Raw genomic sequence first — 13,467 nt, forward strand, 5'->3', positions numbered from 1 at the left:
ATGCCACGCGGGCGCGAAACCCCCGACAACGACAAACCCCGCCGCACCCGCCCCGCGGTGGGGCGGCAAATGTTTGCTGGGATCGAATAGCAACCGTTCAGCAGCCCAAATACACTCTGCGACTGCATATTAGAAGTTGCAGATGTACTTGCATCTGCTCCTTGCACGGACCTAAACTCTTCCCTGTCAAGGCAGTACAGGGGACTACCAGGGAAGCCGTAGGGTGAACCCGGGGCCACATTTCGCCGTCGGTTAACTCTCGGCCTGGCGTCAGGGGCGTTCGCATGAACCAGCCAATGGACCTCGGCCGGCTCGGAATTATGGACAGGAACCGGACCGAGCAGCATATCTACTCGCGGGAAACCGCAACACGTTTCGTGATCGACGCGGTCGAGTCCACAGGCGCGGCCACACGCGACGATTTCGATATCGACCGAATCGTCACCACCGCACACGCGATGGTGAACGATTGGGATTTCCATTCGATGCAACCGGACGCGTTCTGGCGCATCGCCTCCAGCTTTATCAGGCAATAGCTTCATCGGCGATACAGCTGTTGCAGCGCGAGCGGTCATCGGCCACGAGCCGACGGCCGCTCGTGCCGTGTTCGCCAGCGGTTGCCGGGACGGCCGCCGAATTACAGTTCGGCGGCGACCTCTTCCAGCATCTTTCGTGAACGCTCGGGCGGTTCGGCCTGCACACTGAGGCGATCCATCACCTGGCGATACAGCTCGAGATCCTGCTGGCGATCCAGATAGAGCGCGCTGGTGAGCTGTTCGATATAGACGATATCGGGCAATTCCGGCTCGGCGAAACGCAGCATCGTGAACGAGCTGCCCGCGGCCGCGTGGCCACCCGCCGCATAGGGCAGGACCTGAATGGTGATATTCGGCCGGCTCGCCATTCCGAGCAGATGTTCGATCTGCGCGCGCAGCACCTCTGTGCCGCCGATGGGCCGATGCAGAACCGCCTCATCGATGACGGCCCACAGCGTCGGCGCGCCGCGCCGCTCCAGAATCTCCTGACGCTTCCTGCGCAGCTCCACCCGGCGCGCGGTCTCGGAGTTCTCGTGACCCAGGGCCACCACCGCACGCGCGTAGTCGTCGGTCTGCAGCAGACCCGGCACGAGTTGGCCCTCGAAACTGCGAATCGCCTTGGACGCGTGCTCGAGTCCGAGATATGTCTCGAACCAGGGCGGCAGCAGATCGCTGTAGCGATGCCACCACCCCGGCTGGTTCGCCTTGCGAACCAGATCCAGGAACATCTCGCGCTGTTCGGGGTCGTTGACTTTGTAGAGCGTCAACAAGTCTCGGATGTCGCGTTCCTTGAACCCGGTTCGTCCGAGTTCGAGACGACTGATCTTCGCGTGCGACCCACGAATGTGGTCGCCTGCGGCCTCGCGGGTGATTCCGCATTCTTCTCGTAGTTTGCGGAGCTGCCCGCCGACCGCGATCCGAAGCGCGGTCGGACCGCGTTCGGCGACAAGCGATTCCACGCGGCCGATACGGACAGGTTCTGCGATCATGAGGTCCACTCCGATGCTCGACGATCACCGGCAGTGAGGGTCACAACCGCCTCGTCGCGACCACACCGCGCCGAAAGCTAATGCTACCGCTCAGAGTGCCAGATCGTCGAACTCCCCACTCTTCGCGCCGCGCAAAAAAGCATCGATCTCCGGACGGGTGTACACGAGCACCGCACCCTCGGGATCGCGCGAATTGCGCATGGCGACCAGTCCGTTGGGCATATCGGCCACTTCGACACAGTTTCCGCTGGGATTGCTGAACGTACTCTTGCGCCATGCCAAGCCGGACGGCCGCTCGCCACCCATGGCAGTCAAATCGGTCATTGCTGTCTCCTGCTCGATCGGAGGCCCCATCGCTCGCCGCGGTGAGCCAGTGCTTGCATCTGTTCGCGCAACTGTTCTTGCATTTGAAACTGACATCCAAACGATAGCACGGGGGTAGCGGGAGATCGAGCCCTTCTGACGACCGGAAACGCTGGGACACAACGGCTTTGATCTTGATCCGTCATGAGTGCCGCGGCCTGTGAAGATCCGCTGAATAGCGGCCGACCAGTTGGTGATTTTGGGTCACACCTCCATATGGATGGGGACAATCCGGCCCGTCCGAATCGGCCGAAGCTTGTACTGTCACTTCTGCATCAGATCCACCACCCGCGCGCGTCCAGGTAGTACGCCCGCCGGGCGACGCCGGGTTCTCGACGAGGAGCCGACTCATGCCCCCTGGGTACAACACCGAGATCCGTACCGACATCCCGCATTCCGCGCGGATTTGGAACTACTGGATGGGCGGACAGGACAATTACGACATCGATCGTCAGGTCGGCGACGCCAGCCTCGAGATTGATCCGGACATCGGGGCGATGGCGACCGAGAGTCGCCGCTTCCTCATTCGCAGCGTCGGCCATCTCGCGCGCGATCGGGGCATCTCGCAATTCCTCGATATCGGCACCGGCCTGCCGACCATGCAGAACACCCACGAGGTCGCGCAGTCGATCGTGCCCGACGCGCGAATCGTCTACGTGGACAACGATCCCCTGGTTCTCACCCACGCTCGGGCGCTGCTGACCAGCACCACCGACGAGGGCGTGACGACATATATAGAGGCCGACTTCAACAATCCGGAACAGATCATCGACGAGGCCCGCAACATCCTCAACTTCACCCAGCCGATCGCGGTGATGTTCATGGGCGTGCTCGGCCACGCCCCCACCTACGACGAACTGCTGCGCATCGTGCGCACCATCGTGGCCGCGGTACCCAGCGGCAGCTACCTGATCTACTGGGACGGCACCACCGACAGCCCGTACTACGTGCGCATGTGCGCCGAGTACGCGAAATCCGGCGGGGTTCCCTATTACCCTCGCACCCAGGACGAGCTGCGTACCGTGTTCGACGGCCTCGAACTGCTCGAACCCGGCTTCGGCCCGATCGCGCACTGGCGCCGGCCCGATACCGAGAAGCCGCTGGACCGCGAGATCGCCGCCTTCGGCGCGGTCGCGCGCAAACCCTGAACAGGGCCCGGTCACAACCGGCGCAACACGCGCTTGTGACTGTGCAGATGTGCTTGCATCTGCACAGTCCCCCGGCCTAAGCTTTTTTCGACGAGGATGGCCGGACAAGCGCCGGATCGAATGGGAGCCCCCGCGCCAGCGTCGCCACCGTTTATCCACCGCGAACGGTTAGAGGCGTCCCATGACTCAGATGCTCCAGCATTCCGGTCCATGCGATTCCGTCGGCAGCGCCGACTCGATCGGCGACTGCGCCGACGAACCTCGCGAGCTGACCTACCGCCGTGCCCGTGCCCTCCTGCGCGCCCACGACCGGCATCTCGGCTGCCGTCAGTGGATCGCCGCCGCGGCGTATCTGTCAGCGGGGCTTGACGACGAATAACCCTCTGCGCCACCGGGAGTCGCGGCCGCGGTGGTCCGCGTCGATGTCACGTCAATAGGGCTCCTACCATGGAGACTGGACGTACCACCGGCAACGCGAAGCGAACCACCATGATCCTGACCGTCGCCCACGAGATCATCCTCAGCCAGATTATGAATCCCACACCGGAGACGCCTCCGGTGGCGGATAAATTCATGAAGCTGGTCCGCTACTTCACCTGGTTCATGCTGCTGTCGGGCACCGTCGGGATCATCTACGCCGGGGGCCGATTCGCCTGGGAGAAATGGCAGGGCGGGCGGCTGGAATCGCCGAAGATGGTGGCGGGCGCCCTGGTCGGCGGGGTCTTGATCACCAGCGCCGGCACCATTATGAATTCGATCATCGGGACCTGAGCACGCGGCGCAACCGCTGATGGCGGTGCCGGAACAGGAAGGCCACGGTGGCGCGCAGAGCTCGGTCCGTTCCCGGAATCAGCGACAGCGGTAGGCGGGTGTGAAACGACACCGCGTCGGTTACCTCGGTGCGGCCGTCTATTTCGCGCAGCGTGCGCTCATGGGTCCAGCTGCGCATGGACAACATGGTGGATTCCTCGCGGAAACGCCGACCCGGCTCGATCTCGGCGACGGTGATGTCGTCGTAATCGAAGGGCACCACCCCGAACAACAGCAGGACACTGTGCCCCAGACGCGTTCCGTCAGTGACGTTTCCGATATCGAGGTCGTATGCGCCCCGCGGCGTCAGCATACGGACGTATGGTCGCAGCTCCGCATTGATGCCCTCGGCCGAGGTGATCGACTTCCAGACCGTATCCAGCGGTGCGTCGACCTCGCTGCGGACCCGAATGTGCTGTGTCGCCACCCGCAGATGTTATCGAAAATGGTTCTCGATGGACAGGTTCGGTGACGACCCATCGCAAACCGACTGCCGTAGCGCACAATTGGTCCGGATGTAGGTTGCCCCGAGGACGTCATGAACATACGCCAGGCCCTTTTCGTTTCTACCGCCGCGCCCCTGCTGCTCGGCGGGTGCGCGCAGCAGAGTTCGGAACCGGTCGCGCAATTGGCCTTACATCCGCCCGCCGCCCAACAGATCTCCCATATTCCGGTCGGACCGGGCTCCTCGGATACCTACATCGCACAGCCGCAGCCCGCACCGGGCAGCTGTCGCTATCTGCACGCCCCGAACGGGCAGGCGCTGCCGGATCCGAACTGCACACCGGGCGCGCTCGATCCGACCGTCCGCGCGGACAACCTCGATCAGACCATCTGCCGCCACGACTACGCCGCCTCGGTCAATCCGCCCGCCGCCGTGCTCGATCCGGAAAAACACGCCAACGCCGCGTCCTACGGCTATCGGGGCTCACTGCGCGACGCCGAATACGACCATCTGATCTCCCTCGAACTGGGCGGCGACCCCAATGATCCGCGCAATCTGTGGCTCGAACCGGGTCCGGCGCGACCGAAGGATGCCGTGGAGCATGCGCTGCACACCCTGGTGTGCACGCGTCAGGTGGCGCTGACCAATGCGCAGAACGCCATCGCCGCGGATTGGACCACGGCGTTGGCGAGCGTCGGTTATCCGAACTTCAAATAGCGTCAGGGCCGGATCGCGGTGGCCAGGCGCACCAGTGAGGGCACCAGCTTCGCGAGATCCGAACTCATGACATCGGCCCGGCCGACCGAGGCCAGATAGTCCGGCAGCCGGACGCTTTCGGCCTGCCAACCGCGGGCGCCGAACCAATCGACCACTTCGGGCCGCTTCTCGTTGTAGATCAGATTCGCCCAGTCCCCGCCGCCAGTGGGCACGGAATCGGGCTGGGCGGTCATGGCCTCGTAGATCGGACCCGGCACCGGATCCAACTCCTCGACCGCGACGCGGCTGCCGGGACCGCTGGCGCGATCGATCTGTTCGAACAGCTGCTCGGTCGCGTCGACCGGCAGATACGGCAGCAGGCCCTCGACCAGCCATGCAGTCGGCGCGGACGCATCGAAGCCGTGCTCGCGCAACGCCTTCGGCCAGTCCTCGCGCAGATCCACCGCCACCTCGCGGCGCTCGGCGCGCGGTTTGTCACCGTTGTCGGCCAGGGTGGCGCGCTTGAATTCCAGCACCCGCGGGCGGTCGAGCTCGTAGACGATCGTGCCGTCGGGCCAGGACAGCCGGTAGGCGCGGGCATCCAAACCCGCTGCCAGCAGGACGATCTGACCGATTCCGGCGGCGCTGGCCGCGGCGAAGTAGTCGTCGAAGTATCGGGTGCGGGCCTCTTGGAAGGTGCGGAAGGAGCCGCCCCATTCGGGGTCGAGCAGCGGATGGTTCGGCGTCTTGCCGTCGAGCAGATCGGCCCACTCCCCACCCGCGGCCCGCACGAAGACCTCGGCGAACGGATCGACCGCCAGCGGCGCCTCGCCGCGACCGGCCAGCGCGCGGGCGGCGGCGACGAACAGGGCCGTCGACCCGACGCTGGTTGTGATGTCCCAGGTATCCCCGTCGGTACGCATAGTCGCAACGTACCTGCCGTTCGGAACCGTCGCACTAACCGGTCGGCATGTCGTCGACTTCCGCCTTCCGCGGCGGATCCACCGCCCGAATCCGACTCGTGGACAGTTCGTTTCGCACGATCCCGGCATCCGCGCGCAGGGCGGGCGGATGTGCCAGGGTGAGCCAGCGCAGCGCCCATTCGGCCGGGCCGTATCGGAACCATCGCAGCCACGCCGCGCTGAGCGCGAGTTGCGCGGCGAAGACCGCGCACGCCAGTGCGAGTTGCCCGGCCGGGCCGACCGATCCGGCCAGTCCGAGCCCGAGGCCGCTGAAGATCGCCAGCCCGGCCGCGGACTGCCCGAGATAATTGGTCAGCGCGATCCGTCCCGCCGGAGCCAGCGCCGAGCGCAGCCAGGCGGCGCGCGGGGCGTGCATGATGCGCAGCAGGGTGGCCACATACGCCGCGGCCAGCAGCGGCGCGGTCGCGATACTGGCCGCCACCGCAAGGGAATTCGTATTTCCGCCGCCGAACGCGTAGGCCAGCCCGCCGAGCAGTCCGATCGGATATCCGATCAGCTGGATTCGGCGCAGCACCGGCTCGTCGCCACGCACGTTCTCCAGCAGTCGCCGCCGCCCGGCGACCATGCCCAGCAGGAACATGGCCAGGGCCGTCGGCCCCTGCATGGTCAGTGCCTGCACGACCAGCAGCGGCAGCCCGGCCAGATGTTCGCCGATGATGTCGCCCCAGCCGCCGAGCAGCGCCCGGGTCTGTTCGGCCGCGGTGGCCAGGGCCTGGTCGTGGCCGGGCAGTAGCGCCGCACGATCCATCAGCAGCGCGCCCGCGACCATGGACAGCAGTACCGCACCGTAGATCGCCGCCGCCACCCGCAGCGCCGTGCGATCGCGAATTCCGCGCAGCGCGAACAGGATCAGACACGCGACGGCGTAGGTGGTGAGCACATCGCCGCCGTAGAGCAGCACGATATGCGCCGCGCCGAGGGCGAACAGCCCCGCGATGCGGCGCAGCATGCGTGGCCCGAACGCCGCGCCCGCGCGGGCGGCCGACCGCATCTGCAGGGTGAAGCTGTAGCCGAACAGGAATGAGAACAGCAGATAGAACTTCATATCGACCAGCACCGAGGAGCCGAGGCGCACGGCCTCGTCCAGCGGCCCGGCGAAGGCCGGATCGGTGACCAGATTTCCGGGATAACCCGAGGCCATGAAGGTGATGTTGACGACGAAGATGCCCAGCAGTGCGAATCCGCGCAGTGCGTCGACGTCCTGGATGCGGCGTGCGGCCATATGCGTCCCACTTAATATCCGATAGATACTTTCCGTGGGATACTAACTGGAGAACGCGCGGGATGCCAGGATGTTCCGCGACCCGAAGGAGGATCCGCGTGAGCGACCGACCCGTACCCGCCGCCCTGGCCCGGCTGTGGCGACTGCCCGTTCCGGCGCGACAGGGACGGCCCCCGGTACTGGATGTGGACCGGATCGTGACGGCGGCCGTGGAGCTGGCCGACCGGCACGACATCGCGGCGGTCACCCTCGAAAAAGTCGCGCAGACACTGGGTTTCACCAAGATGGCGCTGTACCGGCACGTCGGTTCCAAGGATGAGCTGCTGACGCTCATGGTCGATCACGCCCTCGGCTCGCCACCGGACGACCTCGGCGCACAGGAGGATTGGCGAGCGAGCCTCACCGCGTACGCGCATGCCCTGCGCGCGGTCTACACCGCGCGCGGCTGGCTGCTGCGCGTGCCGATCGCCGGGCCGCCGCAGGGACCCAACACCATCGCCTGGCTGGACGCGCAACTGCGCGCCCTGCGCGATATCGACCTGGACGCGGGCACTGCACTCGGCCTGCTCATGGTGCTCGACGGCTACATCCGCCAGAGCTGTCTGCTCGAACAGCAGTTGCGGACCGGCCGAGGCGAGCGACGGCAGGACGATGTCGAATACGAATACGGCCGCACCCTGGCCCGGCTGGTCGATCCGGACCGATTTCCCGACGCGGCGCGCTTGTTCGGTTCCGATCCGTTTCCCGTGCCCGGCGCGCCCGAGCGCGATCCGGCGGAGGAGGATTTCCGCTTCGGTCTCCACGTGGTGCTCGACGGCATCGCGGCCGCGCTGCATCGCTGATCGGGGAACTGTTTAGCCGCTCTTAACTGGCTCTGCCCGGCCCTTCGCCCGTTCTAGGGTGCGACTGTGGTTTCACCGATCGACGTGGCAAAACGGCTGGTCCTCGGGCGCCCGTTCCGCAGCGATCGACTCGGTGAGACCCTGCTGCGCAAGCGGATCGCGCTGCCGATCTTCGCCAGCGATCCGCTGTCCTCGGTCGCCTATGCCACCCAGGAGATTCTGCTCATCCTCACCCTCGCGGGCGTGGCGTATCTGCGGCTGGCCTGGTGGGTGGCCGCGGCGGTGATGGTGCTGCTGGCCGTGGTGGTGCTGTCGTATCGGCAGGTGGTGCGGGCGTATCCGTCCGGCGGCGGCTCCTACGAGGTGGTCGCGGAGAATCTCGGCGCGACAACCGGACTCGTGGTGGCCGCGGCGCTGATGGTGGACTACGTGATGACCGTGGCCGTGTCGGTGGCCTCGGGCGTGGACAACATCGTCTCCGCGATTCCGGCCCTCAATCCCTATCGCGTCGCCGTCGACCTCGGCATGATCGCCTTTCTGACCGCGATGAATCTGCGCGGTGTGCGGGAATCGGGGCGCGCGTTCGCGATTCCCACCTACGCCTTCGTCGCGGGCGTGCTCACCATGACGGTGACCGGGTTGGCACAGGCCGCGCTGGGAAGCGCGCCGATGGCCGAGAGCGCGCACTACGCGGTGCGCCCGGAGCAGGCCGGGCTGTCCACCGCGGGCGTGGCGTTTCTGCTGCTGCGAGCGTTCTCCTCCGGCTGCACCGCGCTCACCGGCGCCGAGGCCATCTCCAACGGCGTCCCGGCGTTCCGGAAACCCAAGGCGCGCAACGCCGCTCACACCATGGCGGCGATGGGCGGGTTGGCGATCGGCATGTTCGCCGGGGTGACCGCGCTGGCCATGATCTCGCACACCGTCGTCGCCGAGGACCCCTGCGATCTGATCGGCTTCGCGGGTGACTGCCGCGTCGACGTGCAGAAGACGGTGATCGCCCAGATCGCGGCCGCGGTCTTCGGCGGCCACAGCGCGGCCTTCTACTACCTCATGATCACCACCGCGTTGATCCTGGTGCTGGCCGCCAATACCGCCTACAACGGCTTCCCGCTGCTGAACGCCCTCCTGGCACAACGGCGATACATGCCGCGCCAGTTGCACACCCGCGGCGGCAGGCTGGCCTTCTCCAACGGCATCATCCTGCTGGCCGTGGCCGCGGGCGGTCTCGTCTACGCCTTCGACGGATCCACCTCGCGGCTGATTCAGCTCTACATCGTCGGGGTGTTCACCTCCTTCACGCTGTGCCAGGCCGGGATGGTGCGACATTGGAATCGGCGATTGCGCACCGCGGCGACCCGGTCGGCGCGGATCGCCGCGCACCGCTCCCGACTCGTCAACGCCGTCGGCGCGGGCTGCACAGGCGTGGTCCTTGTCGTCGTCATGATCACCAAATTCACCCACGGGGCGTATCTGGTGGTGCTCGCGATTCCAGCGCTGGTCGCGCTGATGTGCGCGATTCATCGGCACTACGCCGCGGTGCGCGCCGAACTCACCCGCGATCTGGACGAGGCCGATACGCTGCCCGGCCGGGTGCACGCGATCGTGCTGGTCTCGGGCTGGCATCGGGCGACCCGCCGCGCGGTGCTGTTCGCCCGCGCGACGCATCCGGACACCCTGGCCGCGGTCACGGTCGATGTCGACGAGGCCGACACCCGTCGGCTGCGGCGGGAATGGGAGCGGGCCGATGTGGCCATCGCGCTGAAGGTGATCGAATCGCCGTATCGCACGATCGCCCAGCCGGTCGTGGCCTATATCCGGCGGGCGCGGGGGCCGCGCGAGGTGGTCGCCGTCTACATTCCCGAATACGTGGTCGGGCGGTGGTGGGAGAATCTGCTGCACAACCAGAGTTCGCTGCGTCTGAAGGCGCGGCTGCTGTTCGTGCCGAACGTAATGGTGATCAGCGTGCCCTATCAGCTGCGGGCGGGTATGTCTCGGCTGAGGAGGTGATCGACATGGTCGACGATGTCGAGAAGCGATGGCACGACCCCGAGCTGTTCCGGCGGGCCGTGACCTACGCGATCTGTGTACTGGCCGCCGCGGCGCTGGCGTTCGCTGTGGTCGACGAGTGGGCGCAGCGCCGCGAACCGTGCGCGCACGCCGAGCGGACCTTCTGCGACACCGCTTCGCAGGCAACGATTCTCGGCGCTCCGGGTCTGGTCCTGGTACTGGGCACCGTCGGGGCCTTCGTGGCAACCTATCGGGTGTGGCGACGGCACCGGGCCTGGCCGATCTGGCAGGGCGCGGCGTGGTTTCTGCTCACCGTCACGCTGGCGTATCTGGCGATCGGGGCCGGTACGGTCGCCGGGTGATCGGGGCGTGAAATACATCCGATGTCTCGGGCGTTGCAGGCTCCTGGAGGTGCCCTGATGACGATCGACGTCCCGCTGTCCGTACTCGACCTGGCGCCGGTGCAATTCGGAAATTCCGTCGGCGAAGGACTGCGCGCGACGACCGAATCCGCCCGCGCGGCCGAGCGGCTCGGCTATTCCCGGTTCTGGGTGGCCGAACATCACAATATGCCCGGCATCGCGAGCTCCTCGCCCGCGGTGCTGCTGGCCCATCTGGCCGCGGCCACCTCGACCATTCGCATCGGTTCGGGCGGGGTGATGCTGCCCAATCACGCGCCGCTGGTGGTGGCCGAACAGTTCGGCACCCTGCACGCGCTGCATCCGGGCCGGGTCGATCTGGGCCTGGGTCGTGCGCCGGGCACCGATCAGGCGACCGCGCTGGCGCTGCGCCGGACCACCGAGGGTCTGTCGGCGGAGGGGTTTCCGCAGGAGCTCATGGCGCTGATGCGCTACTTCGACGGCGACAGCGCCGATGGCATCGTGGCCGTACCGGGCATCGGTGAGAGCCCGGAGATCTGGCTGCTGGGATCCAGCGGCTTCAGCGCGCAGCTGGCCGCATTGCTCGGGCTGCGTTTCGCGTTCGCCCACCATTTCAGCGCCGAGAACACCGAGGCCGCGCTCGCGCTGTATCGACAGAACTTCCGGCCCACCGATCGGCTCGAGCGCCCGCACGCGATGATCGCGGTCTCGGCGGTCTGCGCCGATACCGACGAGCAGGCCGATCTGCTGGCCCGCCCGAGTGAGTTGGCCTTCCTGAATCTGCGCCGGGGCCTGCGCACCCCGCTGCCCACCTTGGAGCAGACCGCGAATTTCCCTGGCACCGAACAGGAACGGCAGTTCGTCGCCGGACGTCGCGAGGGTCAGCTGCTCGGTGCACCGGCCACGGTGCGGCGACAGCTCGAGGATCTGCTGCGCCGCACCGAGGCCGATGAGGTCATGCTCAACACCCGGATCTACGACATCGATGATCGGGTGCGTTCGCTGGAGTTGATCATGGAGAAAGTGGTCGCCTGATCAGGCGACCGATTCCTTCTTGGACAGTCGGTTGAGCAGCGGATAACCGGCGCACACCAGCACCGCCCACACCACGCCGACGACCAGCGCCGTGCGGCCGTCCTCGCTGAAGAACAGCAGCACGACCACCAGCCCGAGGAAGGCCAGCGCCAGCGCGGTGGTCACGGGCGCGCCCGGCAGTCGGTAATCGGAGGCCGGAAGTTCCCCGCGGCGCACCTTGATTCGGTACAGCAGGTGGCAGACCAGGATCATGCCCCAGACGAAGATGATGCCCATGGTGCTCACCGAGGTGATGTAGCTGAAGGCCTTGTCCGGCGAGATCACGTTCACGACCACGCCGATCACCATGGCCGCGGCCGAGACCACGATGCCCGCGTAGGGCACCTGCCGACCGCTCAGCCCGCCCAGTGCGGCCGGGGCCTCCTGTCGCAGTGACAGACTGCGCAGCATCCGCCCGGTGGAGTAGATGCCGGAGTTGCACGAGGACAGCGCCGCGGTCAGCAGCACGAAGTTGATCAGTCCGGCCGCACCGGGAATTCCGATCTGGGAGAACACCTCCACGAACGGACTGCGCCCGGCGTGGAAGCCGCGCCAGCTGACCACCGACATGATCACGATGAGCGCGCCGATGTAGAACAGGCCGATCCGGAACGGCAGGGTGTTGATCGCCTTGCGCAGGGTCTGACGCGGATTGGCCGCCTCCCCGGCGGTCACACCCACCAATTCGACACCGACATAGGCGAATACGACGATCTGCAGGGCCAGCAGCGACTGGCTGAACCCGTTGGGGAACACTCCCCCGTCGGCCCACAGATTGGTCACCGTCGGATTGGCCGCGTGCCCGAATCCGATGGTCAGCACACCGATGCCGATCAGGATCATGGCCACGATCGCGGTCACCTTGATCGCGGAGAACCAGAACTCGCCCTCACCGAACAGCTTCACCGAGATCAGGTTCGCCGCGAACAGCACCGCGAGCACCACCAGGGCGGTCAACCACTCCGGAACACCCGGGAACCAGTACTTCACGTACTTGCCCGCCACGGTGATCTCGGCCATGCAGGTGGCCACCCAGACGGCCCAGTACGTCCAGCCGGTCGCGAAACCCGCGAAGCGGCCGAGGAATTCGTTGGCGTATTCGGCGAAACTGCCCGAGACCGGTCGATAGGTCAGCAGTTCGCCGAGCGCGCGCATGATCACGAAGATCGCCAGTCCGGCGGCGAGATAGCACAGGATCAGTGCGGGCCCGGCCTTCTCGATCGCGCCGCCCGCACCGTAGAACAGGCCGGTGCCGATCGCGCCGCCGATGGCGATCATCTGAATCGTGCGGGGGTTCAAACCCCGCTTGTAACCTTCTTCTTCACCGGTCGCGGTGTTGTCCGGCGCGCCGAGCGCCTCCGCTTTGCGGTCCGTCGTCATGCACGGCACGCTACCGCGTCCGCGTTACCGAATGATTCCAACCGGACAGGGAATTCCATCCGGAACCGATCCACCCGGAATCAGCTCAACTGCGCCTGCCACATCCAGTGCAGTTGCTCGAGCCGCGCGGTGATCCCGATGAGCAGATCCTGCGTGACCGGATCGGCCTTCTCGGTGACCTCGATACCGCTGCGCAGACGGCCGATGACGGCGGCCAGATTCGCGGTGATCGACTCGACCACATCGTCATCGCGCTGCCAGCCCGCCGGGAAGCCCTTGGCGCCCGTGCGCTCGGCGACGGTGCCCGCGCGGCCGTCGGGGCTGACGCCGATCGCCGTGGCGCGCTCGGCCGCCGCATCGGTGAATTCCCTTGCGGCGGTGACCAGTTCGTCCAATGCCAGATGCACCGTACGGAATCGCGGGCCGATCACGTTCCAGTGCGCCTGCTTGGCGATCAGCGACAGGTCGATCAGATCGACCACCGTGCCGGACAGGGCCTCGCCGGCGATGCGCTGCTGTTCCTCGTCGAGGGCGGTGGTGATGGGTTGTGCCACGGTCGTTTCCTTCCTGCTCGGGTACTGCTGTCGTGCTA

16 protein-coding genes are annotated in these 13,467 nt (G+C 66.5%); 9 read left to right on the forward strand and 7 right to left on the reverse strand.

Annotation, left to right across the window (positions count from 1 at the left end; all coding sequences use genetic code 11):
* Positions 1 to 284: 284 nt before the first annotated feature.
* Positions 285 to 536 carry a hypothetical protein gene (locus NP4_RS35680; protein WP_062513817.1) on the forward strand — a complete coding sequence of 84 codons (252 nt, stop codon included), beginning with the start codon at positions 285 to 287 and terminating at the stop codon, positions 534 to 536.
* Positions 537 to 637: 101 nt separating this feature from the next.
* Here the strand turns inward: NP4_RS35680 and NP4_RS35685 are convergent, their stop codons facing one another.
* On the reverse strand, positions 638 to 1,525 hold the full coding sequence (locus tag NP4_RS35685) for a Sco1979 family transcriptional regulator (protein ID WP_068007547.1): 888 nt from the start codon (positions 1,523 to 1,525) through the stop codon (positions 638 to 640).
* Between the two features lie 90 nt (positions 1,526 to 1,615).
* The gene (locus NP4_RS35690) at positions 1,616 to 1,849 is read right to left on the reverse strand and encodes a DUF397 domain-containing protein (RefSeq protein WP_068007549.1); all 234 of its coding nucleotides are present in this window, start codon (positions 1,847 to 1,849) and stop codon (positions 1,616 to 1,618) included.
* Positions 1,850 to 2,238: 389 nt separating this feature from the next.
* On the opposite strand from NP4_RS35690, the gene NP4_RS35695 reads away from it, so the two are divergent.
* The 3 genes from NP4_RS35695 (at position 2,239) to NP4_RS35705 (ending at position 3,807) form a co-directional block, all read left to right on the forward strand.
* Positions 2,239 to 3,036, forward strand: a complete 798-nt coding sequence (locus NP4_RS35695; protein WP_068007551.1) for an SAM-dependent methyltransferase — start codon at positions 2,239 to 2,241, stop codon at positions 3,034 to 3,036.
* A 181-nt stretch (positions 3,037 to 3,217) separates the two neighbouring features.
* On the forward strand, positions 3,218 to 3,415 hold the full coding sequence (locus NP4_RS35700) for a hypothetical protein (protein ID WP_245997097.1): 198 nt from the start codon (positions 3,218 to 3,220) through the stop codon (positions 3,413 to 3,415).
* 110 nt (positions 3,416 to 3,525) lie between these two features.
* Positions 3,526 to 3,807: a hypothetical protein gene (locus NP4_RS35705; RefSeq protein WP_068007676.1), complete on the forward strand. Its 282-nt coding sequence runs from the start codon at positions 3,526 to 3,528 to the stop codon at positions 3,805 to 3,807.
* On the opposite strand, the gene NP4_RS35710 is transcribed toward NP4_RS35705, so the two are convergent.
* The gene (locus tag NP4_RS35710) at positions 3,794 to 4,273 is read right to left on the reverse strand and encodes an Rv1443c family protein (protein WP_082876519.1); all 480 of its coding nucleotides are present in this window, start codon (positions 4,271 to 4,273) and stop codon (positions 3,794 to 3,796) included. The two genes, NP4_RS35705 and NP4_RS35710, sit on opposite strands and share 14 nt — an antisense overlap.
* A gap of 111 nt (positions 4,274 to 4,384) precedes the next feature.
* On the opposite strand from NP4_RS35710, the gene NP4_RS35715 reads away from it, so the two are divergent.
* Positions 4,385 to 5,008, forward strand: coding sequence for a hypothetical protein (locus NP4_RS35715; protein WP_068007556.1), 624 nt, complete (start codon positions 4,385 to 4,387; stop codon positions 5,006 to 5,008).
* A 2-nt stretch (positions 5,009 to 5,010) separates the two neighbouring features.
* On the opposite strand, the gene NP4_RS35720 is transcribed toward NP4_RS35715, so the two are convergent.
* Together NP4_RS35720 and NP4_RS35725 are read right to left on the reverse strand one after the other, a co-directional pair.
* Positions 5,011 to 5,910, reverse strand: a complete 900-nt coding sequence (locus NP4_RS35720; RefSeq protein WP_068007558.1) for an SAM-dependent methyltransferase — start codon at positions 5,908 to 5,910, stop codon at positions 5,011 to 5,013.
* Between the two features lie 34 nt (positions 5,911 to 5,944).
* The gene (locus tag NP4_RS35725) at positions 5,945 to 7,192 is read right to left on the reverse strand and encodes a DUF418 domain-containing protein (RefSeq protein WP_082876520.1); all 1,248 of its coding nucleotides are present in this window, start codon (positions 7,190 to 7,192) and stop codon (positions 5,945 to 5,947) included.
* Positions 7,193 to 7,290: 98 nt separating this feature from the next.
* Between NP4_RS35725 and NP4_RS35730 the strand changes: the two genes are divergently transcribed.
* From NP4_RS35730 to NP4_RS35745, 4 genes are all read left to right on the forward strand, one after another.
* On the forward strand, positions 7,291 to 8,034 hold the full coding sequence (locus NP4_RS35730) for a TetR/AcrR family transcriptional regulator (protein ID WP_211335775.1): 744 nt from the start codon (positions 7,291 to 7,293) through the stop codon (positions 8,032 to 8,034).
* Positions 8,035 to 8,100: 66 nt separating this feature from the next.
* Complete coding sequence (locus NP4_RS35735; protein WP_068007564.1) at positions 8,101 to 10,041, forward strand: APC family permease; 1,941 nt, start codon at positions 8,101 to 8,103, stop codon at positions 10,039 to 10,041.
* A gap of 5 nt (positions 10,042 to 10,046) precedes the next feature.
* Entirely contained in the window at positions 10,047 to 10,403 is a 357-nt protein-coding gene (locus NP4_RS35740; RefSeq protein ID WP_068007566.1) for a hypothetical protein, read from the forward strand.
* Between the two features lie 57 nt (positions 10,404 to 10,460).
* Positions 10,461 to 11,456, forward strand: a complete 996-nt coding sequence (locus tag NP4_RS35745) for an LLM class flavin-dependent oxidoreductase (protein ID WP_068007569.1) — start codon at positions 10,461 to 10,463, stop codon at positions 11,454 to 11,456.
* Here NP4_RS35745 and NP4_RS35750 read toward each other — a convergent pair whose 3' ends face one another.
* Both NP4_RS35750 and NP4_RS35755 read right to left on the reverse strand, forming a co-directional pair.
* Positions 11,457 to 12,875 carry an amino acid permease gene (locus tag NP4_RS35750; protein WP_068007573.1) on the reverse strand — a complete coding sequence of 473 codons (1,419 nt, stop codon included), beginning with the start codon at positions 12,873 to 12,875 and terminating at the stop codon, positions 11,457 to 11,459. It abuts the gene before it with no gap.
* 80 nt (positions 12,876 to 12,955) lie between these two features.
* The gene (locus NP4_RS35755; RefSeq protein ID WP_068007577.1) at positions 12,956 to 13,429 is read right to left on the reverse strand and encodes a Dps family protein; all 474 of its coding nucleotides are present in this window, start codon (positions 13,427 to 13,429) and stop codon (positions 12,956 to 12,958) included.
* Between the last annotated feature and the right edge of the window lie 38 nt (positions 13,430 to 13,467).

The organism is Nocardia pseudobrasiliensis NBRC 108224 (assembly GCF_001613105.1).
In the GTDB taxonomy this organism is placed as follows: domain Bacteria; phylum Actinomycetota; class Actinomycetes; order Mycobacteriales; family Mycobacteriaceae; genus Nocardia; species Nocardia pseudobrasiliensis.

Bases quoted from the DNA above. Each gene is read 5' to 3' on its own strand.
- NP4_RS35705 (WP_068007676.1), top strand. From the start codon at position 3,526: ATGATCCTGACCGTCGCCCACGAGATCATCCTCAGCCAGATTATGAAT.
- NP4_RS35750 (WP_068007573.1), bottom strand. From the start codon at position 12,875: ATGACGACGGACCGCAAAGCGGAGGCGCTCGGCGCGCCGGACAACACC.
- NP4_RS35685 (WP_068007547.1), bottom strand. From the start codon at position 1,525: ATGATCGCAGAACCTGTCCGTATCGGCCGCGTGGAATCGCTTGTCGCC.
- NP4_RS35745 (WP_068007569.1), top strand. From the start codon at position 10,461: ATGACGATCGACGTCCCGCTGTCCGTACTCGACCTGGCGCCGGTGCAA.
- NP4_RS35680 (WP_062513817.1), top strand. From the start codon at position 285: ATGAACCAGCCAATGGACCTCGGCCGGCTCGGAATTATGGACAGGAAC.
- NP4_RS35740 (WP_068007566.1), top strand. From the start codon at position 10,047: ATGGTCGACGATGTCGAGAAGCGATGGCACGACCCCGAGCTGTTCCGG.
- NP4_RS35715 (WP_068007556.1), top strand. From the start codon at position 4,385: ATGAACATACGCCAGGCCCTTTTCGTTTCTACCGCCGCGCCCCTGCTG.
- NP4_RS35690 (WP_068007549.1), bottom strand. From the start codon at position 1,849: ATGACCGATTTGACTGCCATGGGTGGCGAGCGGCCGTCCGGCTTGGCA.
- NP4_RS35720 (WP_068007558.1), bottom strand. From the start codon at position 5,910: ATGCGTACCGACGGGGATACCTGGGACATCACAACCAGCGTCGGGTCG.
- NP4_RS35695 (WP_068007551.1), top strand. From the start codon at position 2,239: ATGCCCCCTGGGTACAACACCGAGATCCGTACCGACATCCCGCATTCC.
- NP4_RS35700 (WP_245997097.1), top strand. From the start codon at position 3,218: ATGACTCAGATGCTCCAGCATTCCGGTCCATGCGATTCCGTCGGCAGC.
- NP4_RS35725 (WP_082876520.1), bottom strand. From the start codon at position 7,192: ATGGCCGCACGCCGCATCCAGGACGTCGACGCACTGCGCGGATTCGCA.